Genomic DNA, 21,287 nt, shown 5'->3' on the forward strand with positions numbered 1-21,287 from the left:
TCCCCCTATACCCTGATGGTGGTCATGCGCTTCAGCGCAATGCCGCCGATGGCCATCTGGAACAGCGATCCGGTGAGCAGCATGTTGCCTTCGGGCGTGGCGTACAGGGCGCTCATGAAGTCGGGGTTCAGCAGGTTGATGATGAACCCGATGCCGAAGGGCAGCACGAACAGGATCCACGCGGTCAGGCGGCCTTCCGCCGAGAGCACGCGCACCCGTCCGGCAAGCTTGAACCGCTCGCGGATCAGCCGGGCGATGTTGGTGACGATTTCCGCCAGGTTGCCGCCGGTTTCCCGCTGGATGTTCACCGACACCACGAAGAACTTCAGGTCCGGGCAGTCCACGCGGCGGGTCAGGTTGTACAGGGCCGCGTCCGCCGGGATGCCGAAGTTGATTTCGTCCAGGGTCTTCTGGAATTCCGGGCCGATGGGGTCGGCAAATTCGTCGGCCACCATGCGCATGCCCTGATTGAAGGCATGCCCCGCCTTCAGCGCGCGGGCGATGAGGTCCAGTGCGTCGGGCAGCTGGCGCTGGAAGCGGCCCATGCGGGCATTGCGCTTGCGCTGCACCCACAGGAAGGGCGCGTAGCCCAGCGCCAGCGGCGGGGCCACCAGCAGGAACAGGTTGTCCACCAGCAGGTGCATGACCAGAAAGCACGAGGCCGCGCCCAGCACCGAGGCCAGCAGCAGCACGCCCAGAGTGGCCCGTACCTGTGCCTGCTCCAGCGCCAGGTCCATTTTTTTCGTCCACGACTGGGCGGCCAGCATCCGGTGCAGCCAGTCCACGTCGGACAGGGCGCGGCGGCGTTCCAGGTCCACCCGGTCCTGCTCGGTGCGGGCGCGCAGCAGGTTTTCCATGCGCTGCCCCACGCGCTGCGCGGTGGCGCGGCGGCGGCCGTAGACAAGGTCCAGCATGCCCATGACGAACACGAACATGGCGATGACCGAGAGTACGGCGATGACGAGCATCATGGCGAAACCCCTTTGCGTTCAGGCTGCCGCGCTTACTGCGACAGGCCGGGATCGAACAGTGCGCCGCCAAGCTCGATGCCCATGGCGGCCAGACGCGGGGCGAAGCGGGGCCGGATGCCGCCGGGGCGGAACCGCCCCTGCACCTTGCCGTTTTCGTCCACGCCGGTCTGTTCGAAGGTGAAGATGTCCTGCATGGTGATGGCGTCGCCTTCCATGCCGGTGAGTTCGGAAAGGCTGGTCATCTTGCGCGAGCCGTCGGCCAGGCGCGAAACCTGGATGATCACGTCCACGGCGGACGAGATGTACCGCTTCAGCGACAGGGTGCCGATGTTCAGCCCGGCCATGGCCACCATGGTTTCAAGGCGCATCAGGCAGTCGCGCGGGGTGTTGGCGTGGATGGTGGTCAGCGAGCCGTCGTGGCCGGTGTTCATGGCCTGGAGCATGTCCAGCACCTCGCCACTGCGCACTTCGCCCACGATGATGCGGTCGGGCCGCATGCGCAGGCAGTTCTTGACCAGGTCGCGCGCGGTGACCTGCCCGTGCCCTTCGATGTTGGCGGGCCGGGTTTCCAGCCGCACCACGTGGTCCTGCTTCAGTTGCAGTTCCGCCGCGTCCTCGATGGTCACTATGCGTTCGTCGTGCGGCACGAAGCGCGACAGGCAGTTGAGCATGGTAGTCTTGCCCGAGCCGGTGCCGCCGGAAACGATGATGTTCAGCCGCGCCTTGACGATGCCGCGCAGCACCTCGCCCATTTCCGGGGTCAGCGCGCCGAAGCGGATCAGGTCTTCCAGTTCCAGCGGGTCCTTGGAAAAGCGGCGAATGGACAGGCTGGGGCCGTCCAGGGCCAGCGGCGGGATGATGGCGTTGACGCGCGAACCGTCGGCCAGGCGGGCGTCCACCATGGGCGATGCCTCGTCCACGCGGCGGCCGATGCGGGCCACGATGCGGTCGATGATCTTGCGCAGGTGGTCATCGTCCAGGAAACGGGTGTTGACCCGGATCAGCTTGCCGCGCCGTTCCACGTAGACCATGCGATGGTTGTTCACCAGGATGTCGTTGACCGTGGGGTCGCGCAGCAGCGGTTCCAGCGGGCCAAGGCCCATGACCTCGTCGCGGATGTCCTCGACCAGTTGGCGCTGTTCCTGCGCATTGAGGGGGGCCTGCCGGAACTCCTCGCGCAGCAGTTTTTCCACCAGACGCGAAATTTCTGCGGCCAGCCTGTCGGGCGGCAGCGATTCTGCGGCGGCGAGGTCCATCATCTCCAGCAGGCGGTCCTGCAGGCGGGCGCGGATTTCGTAATAGTGGTCGCCGTGCAGGGTCAGCGTGGTCACGTCGCACACCTGCTCTGCGCTGGCGGGGCGGGCGGCGGGGCGGGCCATGGGACGAGATTTGCCTGTCTGGGAGGTCTGGGAAGACTGCCCGTCCGCGTGCTGTGCGTTTGCAGGCTGCGCTTCCGGTGCGTCGGCGCGGGGCGAGGTGGTCGCCGCGGGTTCGGACGCCGATGCGGATTCGGTGCGCGGCGCGCGGAACAGGGTGGCGTCGTTGACCGGCACGCGCGGGATGGGTGCGTTGTCGGTCTCGTTGTCGGGCGCATCGTCGTCCCCGTCGTACCCCAGATCAAGGGGCACATTCAGGGCCCCGTTGAGGGCCCCGTTGAGGGCCCCATTGAGGGTAGAGAGCGGCGCGGAAGATACGGAGGCTTCCTGCGCGTCCCGCAGGTTGGCGGCGGTTCCGTTGCCGGAAAGGTGGCTGAGGGCGTTGAGGCCGGAAGCGCCCAGACGAGGCACTGGCCGCGACGGTGCGGATTCGGGGGAGCGATCCAGGCTGTCCGGTTCACTCTGGATATGCCCGTAGATGTCGGCGTCCGCGTTGGCGGATGTCGGGATCACGGATTCCGGCGTCAGCGCGGGGGCGGGTTGCCGCCGCGTGGTGCGCATCAGGCGTTCGGCCAGTCTCATGGCTATCCCCTTGCGCCCTGCAGCAGGGCGCCGTGCGGCAGCAGGCCGCCCCGTTCGTGTTCGGGGTCGCGTTCCATGCCGCGCCGATTGGGTTCGTGCGTATCGTCGCCCTTGCGGTGCAGCAGCCGGGCGAACAGGCTGCCCGCCTTCATGCCGGGGGCGGCGCCGCCGTTGCCGGGCGTTGCGGGGGCGGGGGCCAGTCGTTCCGCCAGCTTGGCCAGCGAGCGCGCGGCCACCGAGCGGGGGGCCGCCTCGCACAGGGGTACGCCCTGATTGATGGCCGACACGGCCGCGCCGTAGTCGTCGCCCACGGTGGCGAACACCTTGCGTTCCAGCAGCCGTTCGGCCTCGCTCAGGTCCACCCCGGCCTGGGGCGACATGCGGTTGACCACCAGTTGGATGCGTGCGGCCACGGACGGCGCGGCGGCGGCCACGTCGTCCAGCAGGCGGCGGGCTCCGGCCAGTGCGGGCAGGGCCAGGTCGGTGACCAGCAGGATGGTTTCCGCCTCCTGCATGGAAACAAGGGCCAGTTCGTCGGCATACGGGCCGCCGTCCACCACGGTGACGGAGTACAGGGCGCGGGCCAGATCCAGCACGGCCTTCACCGCGCGGGGGCTGATGGCGTCCAGGTCGTCGCCGGTGTCGGGCGAGGCGAACACCTCAAGGCCGCTGGCGTGCCGTTCGGCCAGGCTGCGCAGGAAGGTGGCGTCCAGGCGGCCCAGGTTGCGCGCGCCGTCGGCCCAGGTGCGGGAATATTCCATGTCCAGGAACAGCGGCACGTCGCCCTGGGGCAGGCGCATGTCCATCAGCGCTGCCAGGGGCAGCGCGGCAGGCGCAATGGCGGGGCCGCCCGTGGCAAGGGCCATGCCGCCCATGGCCTGCATGTCGCGCGCGGCGTTGGCGTTGCGCCCGGTCAGATTTCTGCCCGCTTTCTTCGCATCGGACGCGGGGGCGGTGCCGGTCAGGGCCCGTGCGGCCAGCACGGCCAGGTTCACGGCCACGGTGGTCGCGCCCACGCCGCCCTTGGCGCCCATGATGTGGATGATCCGACCACCCGGAGTGGTCGGCACCGTCGAGGGGGCTGCGGCACGGGCGGTACGGCGGCGGCGGGCGTAGCCTTCCAGCGCGGCCAGCACCTCGTCCGAACGGAACGGCTGGGACAGGAATTCGCTGACCCCGGCGCGCATGGCCCGGATGATCAGGTCCGGGTCCTTCTGGCGCGAGGCCACGAACACTTCCCCCACGCGGGGGTCGGTCACCAGCGAGGCGATGGATTCGAAATCGTCTTCAAGGTCGTCGCTGAATTCAAGGATGACGAGACCGAGGTCGTCGGCTTCACCGGGGGAGACCAGGCGGAAACCATCCTGACGGGCGAGGACGCGGGTGAGTTCCTCGCGCGTGGCGAGGCGCTTGGTGAGCAGGCATACGGGATGGGTGATGTTCATGGCGGCCTCTTGCTATTTCGAGCCGATCTTGAGGCGAAGGGTGTTGCTTTCGTCGGTTTTCTTTTCGCCCTCGCGCATGTTCTTCATGACGCGCTCGCCCACCCGGCCGTCCAGGCCGATGACGGGGTCGTCATCCGCCGGGCCGGGGTTCAGGCGCTGGGCGTCGCGCTGGGCGCGAAATGCCTCGCCCTGGGTGAAGGTCCATTCGGAGATGGGCGAATCCTTGGACGGCCCGGCGCAGCCCGTCAGGACGGACAGGCCAGACAGGACGGACAGGGCGATGACGGTCGCAAGCAGGGGCCGCAGGACAGGAGAGATGATCCGGTTGCGGGCGCTCATTTCGTGCCTCCCTGGGCATGGCCGGGCAGCACGTGCCCGAACTCGCCTTCCATGCCCGAGGGGGCATCGGCGGTGTTGCGGGGATCGGCATAGGCGGCGGGTGCGGTAATGGCCGGGGCCGCGCCTTCCATCTTGCCCTGCAGGAAGAATTCGAATTCCGAGGGTTCGCGGAAGCCGTCCGTGGGCAGCTTGGCCGTGGCGCCGTCCAACGGCTTGGCCAGGCGCGGCGTGACGATGATGACCAGTTCGGTTTCGTTCTTCTGCCAGTTGCTGGAGCGGAACAGCGTGCCCAGCAGGGGCAGGTCGCCCAGCACCGGGTATTTCCTGATGCTCTCGCGCACTTCGTCGCGCAGCAGGCCCGCCACGGCAAAGCTCTGGCCGTCGGCCAGCTCCACGGTGGTGGCGGCCCGCCGGGTGGAGATGGCGGGAATGGTGAACCCGTTGATTTCGATGACGTTGGCGTAGTCCAGCTCGGAAACTTCGGGGCTTACGCGCATGCTGATCAGCTTGTCCGAGACCACCGTGGGGGTGAAGCCCAGGGTCACGCCGTACTTCTTGAATTCGATGGCCACGGTGCCCAGACCCTGCGGCACGGGGATGGGGATCTCGCCCCCGGCCAGGAATTCGGCGTTTTCGCCGCTGCGGCAGATCAGCGTGGGCTCGGCCAGCACCTTGACCAAGCCGTTCTGCTTCAGCACGTCCAGAAAGCCCATCAGGCTCGCCCGGCCCGAGGTGGCGCGGAACATGCCGGTGACGTTGGGGCTGAGCACGGCCCCTGTGCCGCCCATGCCCACCACGCCCTTCTGGCTGTCCAGGGTGAACAGCTGGTTCAGCATGCCGAAGGCGAAATCGTTGTTCCAGGCGTAGGTCAGGTCAATGCCCAGACGTTCCAGCACCGTCTTGCGCATCTCGGCCACCTTCACTTCCAGCATCACCTGGTGCACGCCGCCCACCTGCATGAGGTTGGTCACCTTGTCCGGGGCGTACATCTTGGCCACGTCCAGGGCGGTGGTCATGCCCGCGCTGCTGCGCACGGTGCCCGCCAGGGTGACGGATTCACCCACGGCCATGACCATGATGTCCTTTTCGTCGGGCAGCACGCGGTGCAGCATTTCCTTCAACTGGGCCAGATCCGGGGTGACCTGGATGTCGTAGACCTGGGTGATGGCCCCGGCCCCGTTCCACAGGGTGAGCGTGGTGCCGCCCGGCTTCTTGCCGGTGACGTAGACCTGCTGGGGCGACAGCACGACCACGCCCGCGATGGCTTCGTCGGCCACGGACACGCGGGCAGCAGGCTGCGCGGTGCGCACCACCGTGGACTTGCCCACGGCCAGCGGCACGGCCTGTGGCGTGGCGTCGGCCCGGGCCTGCGTGGCGGCCAGAAGCAGCACGAATGCCAGGGCGGCGCAGGCTACGCTGACGGCGCGCAGGGAACCGACGGCATGAACCGCCGCGCGGGTGAGGGGGGCGGGGCGGCTCATTGCGGGAACCTCAGCGTTGAACGTTCGGTGCCGGAGATCATCTCCACCTTGGTTTCGCGCACCTTGGGGACCGGCTTGCCTTCGGGGGTGCTGGTCAGCAGGGCCAGGGTGCCGGGCACGTCGGTGCCGGGGGTCAGCACCTTGCCGTCGTCGGCCGGGTTGCGCAGGGCGAAGTGCAGTTCGCCGCGCGAGGCGGCAAGGGCCAGCGGTTCGGCCTGCGGGGGCGAAATTTCCAGGGTGTACACGTCCACCGAAGAGGTGGAGGTGTCGTCGCCTTCCTGCTTCAGTTCGGTGCCGGTGGCCAGCACACGCACGTTTTCCAGCACCAGCTTGGTGCGCGACTTGGACTTTTCGCGGGTTTCGTCGTCCAGGGTCACCAGCACGTCCACATGGTTGCCGGGGCGGATGAACCCGGAAAGGCCCAGCACCTTGTTGCCCTTGACCGCCACGGCGCGCATGCCGGGGGCGATCAGCGTGCTGACGCCGCCGTGCGCCTCGCCGTCCTGCAGCAGGCGGGCTTCGGTGATGGGTTCACCAGCGGCCACGGCGGATGACAGCACCCGGCCCACGGGCATGGTGTCCTTGGTGAACGCGCCGGAGGGCGCGCTGGACTTCAGGAAGGGGGCCAGCTTGATCTGCTCGGCCTGCAGCTTGGCGCCGCGCGGCACGTCGGCGGCGGCCACCGCCAGTTCGACCTGTTCGGGGGCGGCCATCTGGGGGGCTGCGGCGCGGTTCACCTGCATGAACCGGAACACCAGCACCCCGGCCACCAGGGCCAGCACCAGCGCGAGGGAAATCTGGATCAGGGAGGAGGCGCGCATGACGGCAGCCCCCTACAGGATGGCGGCCCAGGCGGGCAGCAGGGCGGACATGGCCGTGGGGAAGGCGGCCTGCGCCATGGCCAGGCCCGTGCCCAGCGCGATGGCCACGCCGTAGCACAGCCGGGGCAGGCGGGCGCTGGCGGTGGCGGGCACGTAGTCGAAGCGGCCGGTGACGGCCAGCAGTTCGACGGACACCCGCAGCGAGCGCAGCACGGCGCGCAGTTGCGGCAGGTGGAAGGCCAGCACGCCCAGCGCGTACACGCCGCCGGCCAGGCTGGTCCAGATGAAGGCGCGGAACACGGTCTCGGCGCCCAGGAAAGCACCGGCGGCGGCCAGCAGCTTCACGTCGCCCGCGCCCATGACCCGCAGCAGGAAGGGGATCAGCATCAGGCCGAGGCCCAGGCCGAAACCGGACAGGGAGAAGAGCAGGCCGTCCCAGGCGCCGGAAAGGCCGCCGGTCCATGCGCCCAGTGCCGCGTTGGCCACCACGCCCGCCAGCATGGCCGGAAAGGTGAGCCAGTTGGGGATGCGCATGGCGCGCAGGTCGGTGGTCACGGCCACCAGCAATACGGCGGCAAGGGGGGCGGCAAGGATGGGGTTCATGGGGCTCTCCTCTTGTAACCGGGGTGACCGGGGAACGGGGTGTCGCCGTTTCCGGGCGGACGGCCCTGTCGGCAAGTGCCGGTTCGGGCGGGTTCTCCATCGCAAGGTCCGCGCTTTCGATGGCGAAGGGGCCGGGGGTTTTCGCCCCGGCCCCTCCGAGTGCAGCGTGGCGTGAAGCCGAGTCGCCGTCGCGGGGTGCTACGAGCCGGGGGTGGGCATCTTGGAATCGATGTACGAGAAGGTGGAGCTGACCTTGGTGCCGAGCGCGGTGACGGCGGCAACGATGACGGCGGCGATGAGGGCGGCGATGAGGCCGTATTCCAGGGCGGTGGCGCCTTCTTCGTCACGGATCAGGGCGGTGATGGACTTCAGCATGATCCTACTCCTTTCGGGAATTTGTGCGATTATAAACGGGCCTACGAACCGGGGGTGGGCATCTTGGAATCGATGTACGAGAAGGTGGAGCTGACCTTGGTGCCGAGCGCGGTGACGGCGGCGACGATGACGGCGGCGATGAGGGCGGCGATGAGGCCGTATTCCAGGGCGGTAGCGCCTTCTTCATCATTGATCAGGCGGGCGACGATCTTCGACATGGCTGTTCTCCTGTGATTCGTTCGTTGATGTTTGCTGCGGTCGCGCCGTGGGCTACGAGCCGGGGGTGGGCATCTTGGAATCGATGTACGAGAAGGTGGCGCTGACCTTGGTGCCGAGTGCGGTGACGGCGGCGACGATGACGGCGGCGATGAGGGCGGCGATGAGGCCGTATTCCAGGGCGGTGGCGCCTTCTTCGTCACGGAACAGGGTGGTGATGCGTTCAAACATGGTGTCTCTCCTGCGTGGGGGCTTTGGGGTTGGCCGGGGGGCCGTTGTTGCCTCCCATTCAGCAACCCGCGTGCCAAGGCGCGTCATGCAGAACGTAATACGCGTTAACATTCTGAAACAGTGCGAAATATTTTTTTACATGAGCCAGAAGGGGCTGTTAGAGCGGATGATATGGGGGCGGATGGGGCGGGGCACGGGTGCATGCCGTGGGGAGGAAATCCACAAATCTTGGAGTGGCGATGGCAAAAGGGCGGGTGCAGAGGGGGCAGGACAGGGAAGGCGGGGCAGAAGGTCAATGGCGCAAGCGGGCTGCACGCGAATCTAGGATTTTTGGAGCAGCCCTTGGCAGGGAATGCTGGCGGGGCTGGGGCGCGGCGTCGGGGCTGGGCACGCGGCCATGCCGAAGGGGATTGCGGCAACGCCGTGAAGCGTGGCGGGGAGATGGAATGCGGGGGGGGGAGGGGAGCGGCTCCCGTGCAGGCGCGGCGGAAGGGAATCTAGGATTCCTGGATCAGGGGCAGTCCGTTGCGCGGCTTGATGCCGTGCTTCTGCAATTTGGCCCACAGGTTCTTGGCCGTCAGTCCCAGCAGCACGGCGGCTTCGGTCTGGCGGCCTTCGGCGCGGCGCAGGGCATCCAGCAGCAGGTTGCGTTCGACCATGCGCATGGTTTCGCGCAGGTCGATGGGGCCGGTAAGGGCCGCCGCCGCGAAGGCGTGGCTGGAGGCAGCACCCGCAGAGGTGCTGGCGGGGGGCGTGCTGGTGGACGACATGCTGCCGGACGCCGGGGTGTCGGCTGCGTGATCGCCGTCAGCGTTGTGGGCACCGCCCGGCGCGGGGGCTGTGCCGCAGGCTGCGTTGTCCGTTCCTGACGGGTCAACCGCTGCGGACGGGGAGAAGGCGTACCCTGCTCCATGCCCGGATGCCGTCCCCTCGGACGCGGCGCCGGGCACGCGGCCCAGGGCGCGGTCCACGTCGGGGGCGTCGATGGGGCCGTCGGCGGCGATGGCGGCGCGCTCGATGACGTTGGCCAACTGGCGCACGTTGCCCGGCCAGTCATAGGCGCACAGGGCGGCAACGCCCGCCGGGGTCAGCCCGTGCACGGGCAGGCCCAGGGTGCCTTGCAGCCGCCGCACCACGTGCTGTGCCAGCAGGGGGATGTCTTCCTTGCGGCTGCGCAGCGGGGGCAGATGCACCACGGCCACGCCCAGGCGGTAGTACAGGTCCTCGCGGAAGGCCTTTTCGCGCACCCGGTCGGCCAGGTTCTGGTTGGTGGCGGCAATCAGCCGCACGTCCAGCGATATGGGCTTGCGTCCGCCCAGGCGTTCCACCTGCTTCTGCTCCACGACCCGCAGCAGCTTGGGCTGGATGGCCAGGGGCATGTCGCCTATTTCGTCCAGCATCAGCGTACCGCCCTGGGCCAGTTCGAACTTGCCGGGCTGTGCGTTGGCCGCGCCGGTGAAGGCCCCCTTTTCGTGGCCGAAGAGCTCGTTTTCGAAAAGATGCTCGGGAATGGCCGCGCAGTTCACCTTGACGAAGGGTGCAGCCGCGCGGGGCGACAACGCCCGGATGGTGTCCGAGGCCAGTTCCTTGCCGGTGCCCGATTCACCCATGATCAGCACGGTGGTGTCCAGCGGGGCCACCTTTTCGATGAGCGCCTTTACCTCCATGATGGCCCGGCTTTCGCCGATGATGCGGCTGGCCGGGCCGTCGCGGCGCAGCGAATCGCGCAGGGCGGCGATTTCCGCCTGCAGGCCGCGTTTTTCCATGGCCCGGCGGATGACGATGTCCATTTCCTTCAGGCTGAAGGGCTTGGAGAACACGTCGTAGGCGCCCAGCTTCACCGCTTCCAGCGCCAGTTCGCGCGTGGAGTAGGCGGTCATGACGATGATGTCGGTGCCGGGTGCTGCGGAGCGCAGGTGGGGAATGGCTTCCACCCCGGACATGCCGGGCAGCATGACGTCGGACAGCACCAGATCGAAGCCGCCGCCCCGCAACAGGGCGATGCCGTCCTCGGCGCGTCCGGCAGTGGTGACGCGGTGGCCGCGTTCCTCCAGCGCCTCGCGCAGCATGGACTGGAAGGCGGTGTCGTCTTCGATCAGCAGGATGTGGCCGCTCATGCGTTGCCGTGTGTCCGGATGCCGGTGGATGGGGCGGGCATGTGCCGTGGCAGCGCCATGGCGCGGTGTGCCGGGGTATTGCCCGGGACAGGCCGCAGGGAGACATGCCGCAGGGGCGCGGCGGCGCGGCGGCGAGGCCGGACGTCGCGCGGACCCCGCAAGGGTACAACGGACCGGTGGGGAGGGCAAATGGTTAGATTTGCACACCTGTCCGTCCCGTCGGGTTCTGGCCACAGGGATATGCCCTTGTGTATGAGGGGGTTGCGCACGGAGGCCGTTGGGGCAGGGCGGCCAAACGTCGTGCGAACGTTGTGCTGGCGTCGCGCAGGTATCGCACAAGCGTCGCGCGGTGGCAGGGCGGACGCCTGGCGACCGGAGGTGCCGGGCGTCCGCGCCGGGTGCCCGGCGGGGCCGGGGTGACTGGAGTGACTGGGGTGACTGGAGTGACTGGGGTTATCGGGACTAATTACCGGTCTGCGTCACACGCGGGGGCAGGGGCGATTTCACCAGCCGTGCGTTGAACTTCTTGCGCTGGTCGGGCGAAAGCTGGCGCAGCAGGGGCGGCAGGTCCTTCATGGCCCGCGGTTCGCCCAGCGCGTCGGCACAGGTCAACCAGTAGGCGGCCTGGGGCCAGTCCTTATGGGTGCCCCGGCCTTCGCGCAGCATCAGGCCCAGGTTGTAGGCGGCAAGGCCGTTGCCCTTTTCGGCGGCCCTGCGGAACAGGCGCACCGCCTCGCCAAGGTTGGTGGTGCTGGCCCTGCCGCTGTCGATGAGCACGGCCAACTGGTTCATGGCGTTGACGTACCCTTTGGAAACGGCCTGCCGGTACAATGTTTCTGCGCGGCGCAGGTCCTGCGGAACGCCCAGCCCTTGCTCGTGCAGCACGCCCAGGTTGTAGGCGCACCGCGCGTCGCCAAGGGTGGCTCCCTTTTCCAGCCAGCGCGCGGCTTCCATCGGGTCGTAGCTGGGCATGATGGGAGAAAGCAGCATGTCAGCCATGAAGTGCGCGGATGCAACATACCCTCCGGCCAGCGCGGCATCCATGTGTTGCCGGGCCTTGTCCTTGTCCTCGGGCACGCCCTGCCCGAAGAAGTACATCAGGCCCAGCAGGTGGTGCGGCAACGGATCCTTGCCCTGAGTGGCCAGTTGCAGCCAGTGCGCGGCCCGCGTCAGGTCCTTGGGGACGAGCGGGTCGGTGCCGTCGGAATACAGCATGCCGAGAAGCAGTTGGGCGCGCGCATTGCCTGATTCCGCATCATGGGCAAGCCGGGCAAGTTGCCCGCTGGTCAAGGGGGTTCTAGGGGGTGTCCTGGCTGTGGAGGCGGACTGCCCCGGCGTGTCTTGCTTGCCCTTGGTGTCTGGCCGGGGCGTTGCCTGTTCGGTTGTTGCCCATGCGTTGCCGACCAGCGGAAGCGGGGCCAGCAACACGGCGGCCACGAGCAGCGCAACCGGCCCGATCGGCGACATGGCGGCGGGCACGGCGCGGGGCGCGTCCATTCGGAGAAGGTGGCGGGGAAGCGGGGCGAGGAACTGGCGGAGCGTGGCGAGCGGGCGAAGAGAGGACATGCGGGCCTCCGAAGCTGTTTCATGGGGCATGGCATACCGGTGCGCCGCAGGGCAAGGGGTTGCCGCACCTCGGGACGGTGAGGTAGGTGTGTGATCCGATCCTATCCGATCCGATCCGATCCGGTCCGATCCGATCCGGTCCGGTCGGGCCTGATCCGGCCCGGCTGGCCGGTGGGGGAGGGGCGGCGTTGCATGCCGCCTTCGGCATCGCCCGGCCCTGACTGTTTTCGTCCGGCCTACCCCCGGTTTCGGCCAGTTCCGGTAGCCGTTCGCCAACTGGCGCATGGCCCACAACCGCCTTTCGCAGGAGTTTCGCATGCAGCTTGGCCGCATGGCGCGCAGCGCCCTTCGTCCCATGATCGTCGGCGCCGACATAGAGGTCTTTCGCCAGCACTGCGGCGGCAGCCTTGGCGGGCTGTTCCACTGCATGCGCTACCTTGGGCCGCGCCTGCTGTGGGATGGCGGGACGCAGGAGTTCGTGGATGAGGCGGGCGCAGTTATGGGGGACGTGGGGGACGTGGTGGCCGTGGCGGGCCTGGATGCACTGGCCGGGGAACTGGCCGTGTTGCGCGATGCCGTGGGCGCGGCGCTGGCGGGCAGCGCGTCCGCCGCCGTTCCCGTGTCCATGGACGGCACCCTGCTGCGCGGGCAGGACGGCTCTGCCCATTATCGCATCTGCGACCTGATCCATCCGGACCTGCCGGTGTGGCGGCAGGTGAACCTGCTGGCGGACCTGTTCTGCCAGCTGGAACAGCGGGTACCCCACGTACGCCCGGTGCCGCACGAGCATACCCCGGCCATGAAGACGGAAACCCGCGTGGCCCGCTGGCTGGCCACCTGGAAACGCCCCGGATGCGGCGGCGTGCTGCTGAAACGCCCCGAACTGGTCTATGCACCCGGACGGGAGACGCCAGACGCGTGCGGCGTCGTCATGCGTTGACCGCGTGTAGCGTCGTCATGCGGTAATCGCGTGTAGCGTCGTCATGCGGTAATCGCGTGTAGCGTCGTCATGCGGTAATCGCGTGCGGCGTCGTCATGTGTTGAACGCCGCCCCGGCCTGCCCGGCAACTACATATTTCCTGATGCGTCCTGTCGGCACCTCTTCCGTACTCCCAATTCCTGCCAGACCCATGTCCGCCGTGCACCGGACCTGTTCCGGCCTGGCCCCGGCCCCTCGCCCGTCTGTCCCGTTCATTGGCATGACGTACAGTTATCGTGTCAGAGGGATTGCTTTTCTTCGGCTTTTTCCGCAAAATGTCGTTTAGCGGCCCGCATCAGGCGCGGCCCGGTCATTTGTGTTGACAATAACGTCGACAAACATGTCCACCCACAGGGACGGTACCACGACGGGCCTGCCGCCCGCCGTGTCGCACCATGCGAAGAGGCGAGGAAAAGGTATCGGGGAAACAGTCTAGCGAGGGATCCGCGGGTTCCCGGGAGGTTTCGACATGAAACACGTTGTAAAGGCGCTGACGCTCGCACTTGCCGCTTCGCTGCTGATGGCCGCCACGGCCTTTGCGGCACCGGTAAAGATCGGCCTGATGTGCCCCCTGACCGGCAAGTGGGCCAGCGAAGGGCAGGACATGCGCAACATCGTCACCCTGCTCGCCGATGAACTGAACAAGGCTGGCGGCATCAACGGCAACAAGATCGACCTTGTCGTCGAAGACGACGGCGGCGACCCGCGCACCGCGGCCCTGGCCGCGCAGAAGCTGACCACCTCGGGCGTCATTGCCGCCATCGGCACTTACGGCTCGGCGGTTACCGAAGCCTCCCAAAGCATCTACGACGAAGCGGGCGTGGTGCAGATCGCCACCGGCTCCACCGCCGTGCGCCTGACCGAAAAGGGCCTGAAGCGCTTCCTGCGCACCGCCCCCCGTGACGACGAACAGGGCATGGTTGCCGCCAAGCTGATCAAGGCCAAGGGCTACAAGGCCGTGGCGCTGCTGCACGACAACTCGTCCTACGCCAAGGGCCTGGCCGACGAGACCAAGGCGCTGCTGGACAAGGCCGGTACCAAGATCGTGTTCTACGACGCCCTGACCCCGGGCGAACGCGACTACACCGCCATCCTCACCAAGCTGAAGGCCGCCAACCCCGACATCATCTTCTGCACCGGCTACTACCCCGAAGTGGGCATGCTGCTGCGCCAGAAGATGGAAATGAAGTGGAACGTGCCCATGATGGGTGGCGACGCCGCCAACCATGTCGACCTGGTGAAGATTTCCGGCAAGGAAGCGGCCAAGGGCTACTTCTTCCTCAGCCCTCCCGGACCGCAGGACCTGGACGCCCCGGCGGCCAAGGCCATGCTGACCGCCTACAAGGCCAAGTACAACGGCGTGCCCGGTTCCGTGTGGTCCGTGCTGGCCGGTGACGCGTTCAACGTCATCGTCGAGGCCGTGAAGGCCACCGGCAAGGCCGATTCGGGCGCCGTTGCCGACTACCTGAAGACCAAGCTGAAGAACTACCCCGGCTTCACCGGCCAGATCTCGTTCAACGAGAAGGGCGACCGCGTGGGTGACCTGTACCGGGTGTACGAAGTGAACGCCAACGGCGAATTCATTCTCCAGCCCTAGCAGCCTTGCGCAGCCGGATACGGCTTGCACGACGGGGCGGGCGCTGCCGCCCGCCCCGTTTCCACCGCCCCTGCGGCAGCCGGAAACGTCCGTGCCTTCCGGCAGCATGTGGACACGGCGCAGCCGGCAACGGCGCCGGGCGGCGGATCGACGAAACAGATGGCCACGGGGCCGTACCGGGGCGCATGACGCCCCATCCGCAGGCGGACCCTCACCGGGGTCCGCGTTTCGCGCCGCCGCGTTCCGGCCATCCGCCGGGGCATGGCGCGCGGGGGAAGCAGCACAGGAACGCCTATGGAAGAATTCTTTCAGCAGTTGACCAACGGTCTTGCGGTGGGGGGCATCTACGCGCTCATCGCGCTGGGCTACACCATGGTCTATGGTGTGCTCAAACTCATAAATTTCGCGCATGGTGACCTGTTCACCATCGGGGCCTATCTCGGCTTCACGCTGTTCACCGCGTTTGGCCTGTCGGGCGTGCTGTCCGGGCCGGCGGGCGTGGTGCTGGTGCTGGTCATGGTCGTGGGGCTGGTGGCGCTGATCGGCTACCTGCTCGAACGCGTGGCCTACCGCCCCCTGCGCTCTTCCAGCCGCCTGTCCGCCGTGGTTTCGGCGCTGGGCGCCTCCATTTTCTTCCAGAACGCGGTAATGCTCATCTACGGGGCCAAAATCCAGGTTTACCCCAACGACATCCGGCCCAGCTATGTGCTGTCCTTCATGGGCATCGACGTGCCGCTGGTGCGCATCCTGATGATCGCCGCCTCGCTGGGCCTGATGCTGGCCCTGTACTGGTTCACCCAGCGCACCCGCATCGGCGCGGCCATGCGGGCCACGGCCATCGACCAGGGCGCGGCCAAGCTCATGGGCATCGACGTCAACCGGGTGATCTCGCTGGTGTTCATGATCGGCCCGGCCCTTGGCGGCGTGGCCGGGGTGATGGTGGGCCTGTACTACGGTCAGGTGGACTTCACCATGGGCTGGGTCTACGGGCTGAAGGCCTTCACCGCCGCCATCCTGGGCGGCATCGGCAACATTCCCGGGGCCATGGTGGGCGGCCTGCTGCTGGGCGTCATCGAGGCGCTGGGCGCGGCCTACATCTCCATCGCCTGGAAGGACGCCATCGCGTTCCTGGTGCTCATCCTCATCCTGATCATCCGGCCCACGGGCCTGCTCGGCGAACGGGTGGCCGACAAGATATGACCGTGTCGCGCACCACGAGCTACGCGGGCATCGCGGTGGTGGTGGCGGTGCTGCCCCTGCTGCTGAACCCCTACTGGACCGACGTGTTCGTCAGCATCGGCCTGTATTCCGTGCTGGCCCTTTCGCTGAACATCATCCTGGGCCAGGCCGGGCTGTTCCACATGGGCCACGCGGCGTTCTACGCCGTGGGCGCCTACGTGACGGCCATCGCCAACACCATGTGGGGCGTGCCGGTGCTGTGGGCCATGCCCTTTGCCGGGCTGGCCGCCGCGCTGTTCGCCATGGTGGTGGCGCGGCCCATCATCCACCTGCGCGGCGACTACCTGCTCATCGTGACCATCGGCATCGTCGAGATCGTGCGTATTGCGCTGATCAACAACGTGTTCGGGCTTACCGGCGGGGCCAACGGCATCTTCGGCATTTCGCGCCCGATGCTGTTCGGGTTCAAGATCGCCAAGCCCATGCACTTCTATTATCTGGTCTGGGCATACGTGGCGTTCTCCATCCTGCTGTTCCGCAGGCTGGAGAATTCGCGCTTCGGCCGCGCGCTGAACTACATCAAGGAAGACGACACCGCCGCCGAGGGCAGCGGGGTGAACACCGCTTCGTACAAGCTGTGGGCCTTCGTGCTGGGCGCGTTCTGGGCAGGCATGACCGGCACCATCTACGCGGCCAAGATGACCATCATCTCTCCGGAATCGTTTTCGTTCTGGGAGTCGGTGGTGCTTTTCGCCATCGTCATCCTGGGCGGCGGCTCCAACCGGGGCGTGCTGCTGGGGGCGTTTCTGCTCATCGGGCTGCCGGAATTCTTCCGTGAATTCGCCAGCGCCCGCATGCTGGCCTTTGGCCTGGCCATGGTGGTGATGATGATCTTCCGTCCGCAGGGCATGCTGCCGCCCAGGCCGCGAGCCTACACGCTGCCCGAGCGCATCCGCTGCATCACCGGCAAGGGCGGCGACGCCGCCGCACAGGCGGGGGGTGGGGTATGAGCCTGCTTGCGCTGCGCAACCTGACCAAGACCTTCGGCGGCCTGGTGGCCGTGAACAACGTGACCTTCGACGTGGCCGAAGGGGCCATCGTCGGGCTCATCGGCCCCAACGGGGCGGGCAAGACCACGGTGTTCAACCTGATCACCGGCAACTACAAGCCCGATTCCGGCGACATCTTCTTCGATGGCCGCACCATCAAGGGGTTGCCCACCCATCGCATCGTGCAGCAGGGCATTGCCCGCACCTTCCAGACCATCCGGCTGTTCCAGAACATGTCGGTCATCGAGAACGTGCTGGCGGGCTGCCACTGTCGCATGCAGTCGGGCATGCTGACGGCCATGCTGCGTACCCCGGCCCAGCGCGCGGAAGAAAGCCGCGCCCTTTTGCGCGCCACGCGCGAACTGGAGTTCGTGGGGCTGGCCGACGAGCACGCCAACCTGGCCAGGAACCTGTCCTATGGCAACCAGCGCCTGCTGGAGATCGCCCGCGCTCTCGCCACCGACCCGCGCTTCATCATTCTGGATGAACCCGCCGGTGGCATGAACGACCAGGAAACGGCGGCGCTCATCGACACCATTCGCGCCATCCGCGACCGGGGCATCACCGTGCTGCTCATCGAGCACGACATGAGCCTGGTCATGAAGGTGTGCGAGAAACTGGTGGTGCTGGAATACGGGGCGCTGCTGGCCGAGGGCGTGCCAGCGGCCATCAAGGATGATCCGAGGGTGATCGAGGCGTATCTCGGCGTCGATACCGACGATTAGAATCCGCCCCCGAAAGGTCCTTTTGCCCTCTGGCTGCGTCAGGCTCGTCCCGTGCGAAGGTCGAATATGAAAGAATACGCGTTGCGGTCGCCATCCGTAGGACTCATGAAGCATTCGTCCAACGGCTGCCGCACTCCCTCCGCCCGGAACTCGCCTTCCTTGCCAGAGAACAAAAATCCTCTTTCGGGAACGGATTCGCGGGCGGTCAGGCGACACGGTCACCAGCCCGGACATGGCGGTTGCAGCCATACCGGGCAGATGAACGACAACAGTATTGCCGGAACATGCCACCCCTGCGAGCCTTGGCTTTAACGGGTACCTGGAGAGACGATGTTTCTGGAATTGCGCGACCTGCATGTGAAGTACGGCAACGTCGAAGCCCTGCACGGCATCAACGTGCACGTGGACGAAGGCGAGATCGTGACCATTCTTGGCGCCAACGGCGCGGGCAAGACCACCACGCTGATGTCCATCAGCGGGCTGGTGCAGCCCAGCCAGGGCGGCGTCTACTTCAAGGGCAAGGCCCTGCACGAGATGCCCAGCCACGCCGTGGTGCGCGAGGGCATCACCCAGTCGCCCGAGGGGCGGCGGGTGTTCGGCACCCTGACCGTGCTGGAGAACCTGAACCTTGGCGCTTTCACCAGCAACGACAAGGCCCGCATCCGCACCACGCGGGACTGGATATTCGAGCTGTTCCCCCGTCTGCAGGAACGCAAGGACCAGCTTGCGGGCACCCTGTCCGGCGGCGAGCAGCAGATGCTGGCCATCGGCCGCGCCCTCATGGGCGATCCCAAGGTGCTGCTGCTGGATGAACCCTCGCTGGGGCTGGCCCCCATCCTGGTCAAGTCCATTTTCGAGACCGTGCGCGCCATCAACAAGACCGGCATGACCGTGGTGCTGGTGGAGCAGAACGCCCGCGCCGCGCTGAAGCTGGCCACGCGCGGCTACGTGCTGGAAGTGGGCCGGGTGGTCATGGAGGATTCGGCGGCGAACCTGCTGGCGAATACCGACGTTCAGGATGCGTATCTGGGCGGCTCTGGCCATTAGGGGCATGCCTTCAAATTGTCTTTTCGCCCGTTGGCGTCGTCAAACTTCGCCTGCCATGGCTTTGCTGTCCTTATCCGTAGGGTTCGCTTCGCTCACCAACGGCTAAGGCTCGGTCGAATACGAGAAGAGTATACTCCCTCATGGCAGGCTCGTTTTCCTCGCCAACGAGCGAAAATCCTAATTTGAAGCCACGCCCCTGAAAGTGCTCGCCGCTGAAAATCGCCCCATGTATAAGCAAACAAAAAGGCGCTCCGGAAACGGGGCGCCTTGCACTTTTGGGGTGGCCGGGCGGGGAAGGTTCACCCCGCCAGATGGGCGGCGATGGTGGCCATGAGTTCCTGGCGGGTGATGGGTTTGGTGAGCACCCCGTTGCAGCCCGCGTCGATGCAGCGGCGCAGGTCCTCGTGCCTGTCGTGGGCGGTCAGGGCCACAACGGGTACCGGGCGGCGGCCCAGCAGGCGTTCTTCCTCGCGCATGGCGCGCACGGTGTCCGTGCCGTCCATGTCCGGCATCACCACGTCCATCAGCACGAGGTCCACGGGATGCTCGCGGAAGATGCGCAGTGCCGCGCGACCGGAATCGGCCTCCAGGCAGCGCAGCGGCGTGTCGCGCAGCAGAAGCAGCAGCAAGGCCCGGTTGGGGGTGGCGTCATCGACGATGAGCACCGTGGCGGGGGGCAGCGGGTGGTCGGTGGCGGTGGTCATCCAGGACTCCGGAAAGCGGCCTTGTGCTCGGCGCGCTGGTGAGGGGTGCCGGACGGCGTGCGGCGGACGGGCGATGCAGTGGCGGAGGTCGCTCCTCCATGTGTCCTGCTTAGCCCAAGACTGCCCGTAGCCGCAAGGTGGGGTGAAGTGGCGCACCATGTACCGGCGGGGGTGCGGGGGCATGCATCCTTGGGGCCTTGTGGCGCAGTGGAGTGCATGGGCGCGGCGGCCCTTTTGCGGCCCGGCTGCTGCCGCGATGCAGGCCGCAGGGGCAGATCCGCTGGCCCGTGGTCGCCGTGCGATTCTCCGCGCGCCTCTTGCGCGGTGCGGGCGGGCATGGCACACCCGTGCGGTCGGCACGGCCTTTCCCTTCATCCTCAGCATGCCCACGCGGCGCAGGAGCAGCACATGGTCACCATCGGCACCCCCAACACCCCCTCCGCAACCCGCATCCTGCTGCTCGGCTCCGGCGAACTGGGCCGCGAGGTGGCCATCGAGGCCATGCGCCTTGGCGTGGAGGTGATTGCCGTGGACCGCTACCCCAATGCGCCCGCCATGCAGGTGGCCCACCGCAGCCACGTGGTGTCCATGCTGGACGGCGCGGCCCTGCGCAGGATCATCGAGGCGGAACGCCCCCACTGCATCGTGCCGGAAATCGAGGCCATCGCCACGGAAACCCTGCTGGAACTGGAGAAGGAAGGCTTTCGCGTGGTGCCCACGGCCCGCGCCGCCCGCCTGACCATGGACCGCGAGGGCATCCGCCGTCTGGCCGCGGAGGAACTGGGCCTGCCTACTTCCCCCTACCGCTTTGCCGCAACGGAAGCGGAATACCGCGATGCCGTGGCCGCCGTGGGCCTGCCCTGCGTGGTCAAGCCGGTGATGAGCTCGTCCGGCAAGGGGCAGAGCACCGTGCGCACCGATGCCGACGTCATGAAGGCCTGGGAATACGCCCAGACCGGCGGTCGCGCGGGTGGCGGCAAGGTCATCGTGGAAGGCTTCGTGGATTTCGACTACGAGATTACCCAGCTTACCGTGCGCCACGCGGGCGGCACCACCTTCTGCGACCCCATCGGGCATTTGCAGAAGGACGGCGACTACCGCGAATCGTGGCAGCCCCAGCCCATGAGCCAGGCCGCCCTGGCCGAATCCCGCCGCATGGCGGAGGCCGTCACCGGCGCCCTTGGCGGGTGGGGCATCTTTGGCGTGGAACTGTTCATCAAGGGTGACGCGGTGTACTTCAGCGAGGTGTCGCCCCGCCCGCACGACACCGGGCTGGTGACGCTGATGTCACAGAACCTCAGCGAATTTGCCCTGCATGCGCGGGCCATTCTGGGGCTGCCGGTGCCCGCGCTGCGCCAGAACGGCCCCGCTGCCTCGTGCGTGGTGCTGGCCGAAGGCGACAGCACCTCGCCCCGCTTCCATGGCATAGACGCCGCCCTGGCCGAGCCGGACACCGGGCTGTGCCTGTTCGGAAAACCTGAAGTCCACGGCAAGCGCCGCATGGGCGTGGCCCTGGCCCTTGGCGCAAGCATCGAGGAAGCCCGTGAGAAGGCCCGCCGCGCTGCCGCCGCCGTGCAGGTGCAACTGTAGCCCCTGTAGCCACTGACGGACACGCATCCCGACGCATTGCATGCGCCCGTTCCGGGGAACCGGAGCGGGCGTTTTGCGTTGATGGCGGGGGCGAGGAGCAGATGCACTGCGTGATGGTTGACGCAAGCCGCGACAGGCGGGACAGCCGCGACATGTGGGACATGTGGGACATGTGGGACAGGCGGGACAGGCGGCAGGCGACGCGGGCGTGACGGGTTACGCAGGTGAGGGCGTGGAACTGTTGCGAAGGGCGGGTGGGCTGCCGCGCGTTGCCCCGGCATTCGGTGCGCCGCC

20 protein-coding genes are annotated in these 21,287 nt (G+C 67.4%); 7 read left to right on the plus strand and 13 right to left on the minus strand.

What is annotated here, in order from left to right; all coding sequences use genetic code 11:
* Window positions 1–5: 5 nt before the first annotated feature.
* The 12 genes from DESTE_RS14665 to DESTE_RS18130 all read right to left on the minus strand — a co-directional run bounded on the left by DESTE_RS14665 (window position 6) and on the right by DESTE_RS18130 (window position 12,123).
* On the minus strand, window positions 6–971 hold the full coding sequence (locus DESTE_RS14665) for a type II secretion system F family protein (protein WP_035068328.1): 966 nt from the start codon (window positions 969–971) through the stop codon (window positions 6–8).
* 32 nt (window positions 972–1,003) lie between these two features.
* Complete coding sequence (locus DESTE_RS14670; protein WP_035068329.1) at window positions 1,004–2,929, minus strand: TadA family conjugal transfer-associated ATPase; 1,926 nt, start codon at window positions 2,927–2,929, stop codon at window positions 1,004–1,006.
* A gap of 2 nt (window positions 2,930–2,931) precedes the next feature.
* Window positions 2,932–4,374: a transcriptional regulator gene (locus DESTE_RS14675; protein WP_035068330.1), complete on the minus strand. Its 1,443-nt coding sequence runs from the start codon at window positions 4,372–4,374 to the stop codon at window positions 2,932–2,934.
* A gap of 12 nt (window positions 4,375–4,386) precedes the next feature.
* Complete coding sequence (locus DESTE_RS14680; RefSeq protein WP_035068331.1) at window positions 4,387–4,713, minus strand: hypothetical protein; 327 nt, start codon at window positions 4,711–4,713, stop codon at window positions 4,387–4,389.
* The gene (locus DESTE_RS14685) at window positions 4,710–6,194 is read right to left on the minus strand and encodes a type II and III secretion system protein family protein (RefSeq protein ID WP_035068332.1); all 1,485 of its coding nucleotides are present in this window, start codon (window positions 6,192–6,194) and stop codon (window positions 4,710–4,712) included. Before DESTE_RS14685 ends, DESTE_RS14680 begins: the two co-directional genes overlap by 4 nt.
* A complete protein-coding gene (cpaB, locus tag DESTE_RS14690; RefSeq protein WP_035068333.1) occupies window positions 6,191–7,015 on the minus strand; it encodes a Flp pilus assembly protein CpaB in 825 nt (274 codons plus the stop codon). Before cpaB ends, DESTE_RS14685 begins: the two co-directional genes overlap by 4 nt.
* A 12-nt stretch (window positions 7,016–7,027) precedes the next feature.
* Window positions 7,028–7,618, minus strand: coding sequence for a prepilin peptidase (locus tag DESTE_RS14695; RefSeq protein ID WP_035068334.1), 591 nt, complete (start codon window positions 7,616–7,618; stop codon window positions 7,028–7,030).
* 198 nt (window positions 7,619–7,816) lie between these two features.
* Window positions 7,817–7,993 (minus strand): Flp family type IVb pilin, encoded by a 177-nt coding sequence (locus DESTE_RS14700; protein ID WP_007526888.1) that lies wholly within the window; start codon window positions 7,991–7,993, stop codon window positions 7,817–7,819.
* Between the two features lie 41 nt (window positions 7,994–8,034).
* Window positions 8,035–8,211, minus strand: a complete 177-nt coding sequence (locus DESTE_RS14705; protein WP_035068335.1) for a Flp family type IVb pilin — start codon at window positions 8,209–8,211, stop codon at window positions 8,035–8,037.
* Window positions 8,212–8,263: 52 nt separating this feature from the next.
* Window positions 8,264–8,440 carry a Flp family type IVb pilin gene (locus DESTE_RS14710; protein WP_015946373.1) on the minus strand — a complete coding sequence of 59 codons (177 nt, stop codon included), beginning with the start codon at window positions 8,438–8,440 and terminating at the stop codon, window positions 8,264–8,266.
* Window positions 8,441–8,937: 497 nt separating this feature from the next.
* Complete coding sequence (locus DESTE_RS14715; RefSeq protein WP_035068336.1) at window positions 8,938–10,557, minus strand: sigma-54-dependent transcriptional regulator; 1,620 nt, start codon at window positions 10,555–10,557, stop codon at window positions 8,938–8,940.
* Between the two features lie 462 nt (window positions 10,558–11,019).
* Window positions 11,020–12,123, minus strand: a complete 1,104-nt coding sequence (locus DESTE_RS18130) for a tetratricopeptide repeat protein (RefSeq protein ID WP_198015369.1) — start codon at window positions 12,121–12,123, stop codon at window positions 11,020–11,022.
* A gap of 316 nt (window positions 12,124–12,439) precedes the next feature.
* Between DESTE_RS18130 and DESTE_RS14725 the strand changes: the two genes are divergently transcribed.
* From DESTE_RS14725 to DESTE_RS14750, 6 genes are all read left to right on the plus strand, one after another.
* A complete protein-coding gene (locus DESTE_RS14725) occupies window positions 12,440–13,063 on the plus strand; it encodes a hypothetical protein (RefSeq protein WP_035068338.1) in 624 nt (207 codons plus the stop codon).
* Window positions 13,064–13,571: 508 nt separating this feature from the next.
* Complete coding sequence (locus DESTE_RS14730; protein WP_035068339.1) at window positions 13,572–14,699, plus strand: branched-chain amino acid ABC transporter substrate-binding protein; 1,128 nt, start codon at window positions 13,572–13,574, stop codon at window positions 14,697–14,699.
* Between the two features lie 294 nt (window positions 14,700–14,993).
* Window positions 14,994–15,899, plus strand: a complete 906-nt coding sequence (locus DESTE_RS14735) for a branched-chain amino acid ABC transporter permease (RefSeq protein WP_035068340.1) — start codon at window positions 14,994–14,996, stop codon at window positions 15,897–15,899.
* Complete coding sequence (locus DESTE_RS14740) at window positions 15,896–16,888, plus strand: branched-chain amino acid ABC transporter permease (protein WP_035068341.1); 993 nt, start codon at window positions 15,896–15,898, stop codon at window positions 16,886–16,888. The genes DESTE_RS14735 and DESTE_RS14740 overlap by 4 nt, the downstream gene beginning before the upstream one ends.
* On the plus strand, window positions 16,885–17,652 hold the full coding sequence (locus DESTE_RS14745) for an ABC transporter ATP-binding protein (protein ID WP_035068342.1): 768 nt from the start codon (window positions 16,885–16,887) through the stop codon (window positions 17,650–17,652). Before DESTE_RS14740 ends, DESTE_RS14745 begins: the two co-directional genes overlap by 4 nt.
* Before the next feature lie 330 nt (window positions 17,653–17,982).
* Window positions 17,983–18,699, plus strand: a complete 717-nt coding sequence (locus DESTE_RS14750) for an ABC transporter ATP-binding protein (RefSeq protein WP_035068343.1) — start codon at window positions 17,983–17,985, stop codon at window positions 18,697–18,699.
* 299 nt (window positions 18,700–18,998) lie between these two features.
* On the opposite strand, the gene DESTE_RS14755 is transcribed toward DESTE_RS14750, so the two are convergent.
* The gene (locus DESTE_RS14755) at window positions 18,999–19,403 is read right to left on the minus strand and encodes a response regulator (protein ID WP_035068344.1); all 405 of its coding nucleotides are present in this window, start codon (window positions 19,401–19,403) and stop codon (window positions 18,999–19,001) included.
* 408 nt (window positions 19,404–19,811) lie between these two features.
* On the opposite strand from DESTE_RS14755, the gene purT reads away from it, so the two are divergent.
* The gene (gene purT, locus DESTE_RS14760) at window positions 19,812–20,993 is read left to right on the plus strand and encodes a formate-dependent phosphoribosylglycinamide formyltransferase (protein WP_035068345.1); all 1,182 of its coding nucleotides are present in this window, start codon (window positions 19,812–19,814) and stop codon (window positions 20,991–20,993) included.
* Window positions 20,994–21,287: the final 294 nt, after the last annotated feature.

Source organism: Nitratidesulfovibrio termitidis HI1 (assembly GCF_000504305.1).
GTDB classification, from domain to species: Bacteria; Desulfobacterota; Desulfovibrionia; order Desulfovibrionales; family Desulfovibrionaceae; genus Cupidesulfovibrio; species Cupidesulfovibrio termitidis.

Bases quoted from the DNA above. Each gene is read 5' to 3' on its own strand.
- DESTE_RS14665 (WP_035068328.1), bottom strand. From the start codon at position 971: ATGATGCTCGTCATCGCCGTACTCTCGGTCATCGCCATGTTCGTGTTC.
- DESTE_RS14670 (WP_035068329.1), bottom strand. From the start codon at position 2,929: ATGAGACTGGCCGAACGCCTGATGCGCACCACGCGGCGGCAACCCGCC.
- DESTE_RS14675 (WP_035068330.1), bottom strand. From the start codon at position 4,374: ATGAACATCACCCATCCCGTATGCCTGCTCACCAAGCGCCTCGCCACG.
- DESTE_RS14680 (WP_035068331.1), bottom strand. From the start codon at position 4,713: ATGAGCGCCCGCAACCGGATCATCTCTCCTGTCCTGCGGCCCCTGCTT.
- DESTE_RS14685 (WP_035068332.1), bottom strand. From the start codon at position 6,194: ATGAGCCGCCCCGCCCCCCTCACCCGCGCGGCGGTTCATGCCGTCGGT.
- cpaB (WP_035068333.1), bottom strand. From the start codon at position 7,015: ATGCGCGCCTCCTCCCTGATCCAGATTTCCCTCGCGCTGGTGCTGGCC.
- DESTE_RS14695 (WP_035068334.1), bottom strand. From the start codon at position 7,618: ATGAACCCCATCCTTGCCGCCCCCCTTGCCGCCGTATTGCTGGTGGCC.
- DESTE_RS14700 (WP_007526888.1), bottom strand. From the start codon at position 7,993: ATGCTGAAGTCCATCACCGCCCTGATCCGTGACGAAGAAGGCGCCACC.
- DESTE_RS14705 (WP_035068335.1), bottom strand. From the start codon at position 8,211: ATGTCGAAGATCGTCGCCCGCCTGATCAATGATGAAGAAGGCGCTACC.
- DESTE_RS14710 (WP_015946373.1), bottom strand. From the start codon at position 8,440: ATGTTTGAACGCATCACCACCCTGTTCCGTGACGAAGAAGGCGCCACC.
- DESTE_RS14715 (WP_035068336.1), bottom strand. From the start codon at position 10,557: ATGAGCGGCCACATCCTGCTGATCGAAGACGACACCGCCTTCCAGTCC.
- DESTE_RS18130 (WP_198015369.1), bottom strand. From the start codon at position 12,123: ATGTCCTCTCTTCGCCCGCTCGCCACGCTCCGCCAGTTCCTCGCCCCG.
- DESTE_RS14725 (WP_035068338.1), top strand. From the start codon at position 12,440: ATGCAGCTTGGCCGCATGGCGCGCAGCGCCCTTCGTCCCATGATCGTC.
- DESTE_RS14730 (WP_035068339.1), top strand. From the start codon at position 13,572: ATGAAACACGTTGTAAAGGCGCTGACGCTCGCACTTGCCGCTTCGCTG.
- DESTE_RS14735 (WP_035068340.1), top strand. From the start codon at position 14,994: ATGGAAGAATTCTTTCAGCAGTTGACCAACGGTCTTGCGGTGGGGGGC.
- DESTE_RS14740 (WP_035068341.1), top strand. From the start codon at position 15,896: ATGACCGTGTCGCGCACCACGAGCTACGCGGGCATCGCGGTGGTGGTG.
- DESTE_RS14745 (WP_035068342.1), top strand. From the start codon at position 16,885: ATGAGCCTGCTTGCGCTGCGCAACCTGACCAAGACCTTCGGCGGCCTG.
- DESTE_RS14750 (WP_035068343.1), top strand. From the start codon at position 17,983: ATGTTTCTGGAATTGCGCGACCTGCATGTGAAGTACGGCAACGTCGAA.
- DESTE_RS14755 (WP_035068344.1), bottom strand. From the start codon at position 19,403: ATGACCACCGCCACCGACCACCCGCTGCCCCCCGCCACGGTGCTCATC.
- purT (WP_035068345.1), top strand. From the start codon at position 19,812: ATGGTCACCATCGGCACCCCCAACACCCCCTCCGCAACCCGCATCCTG.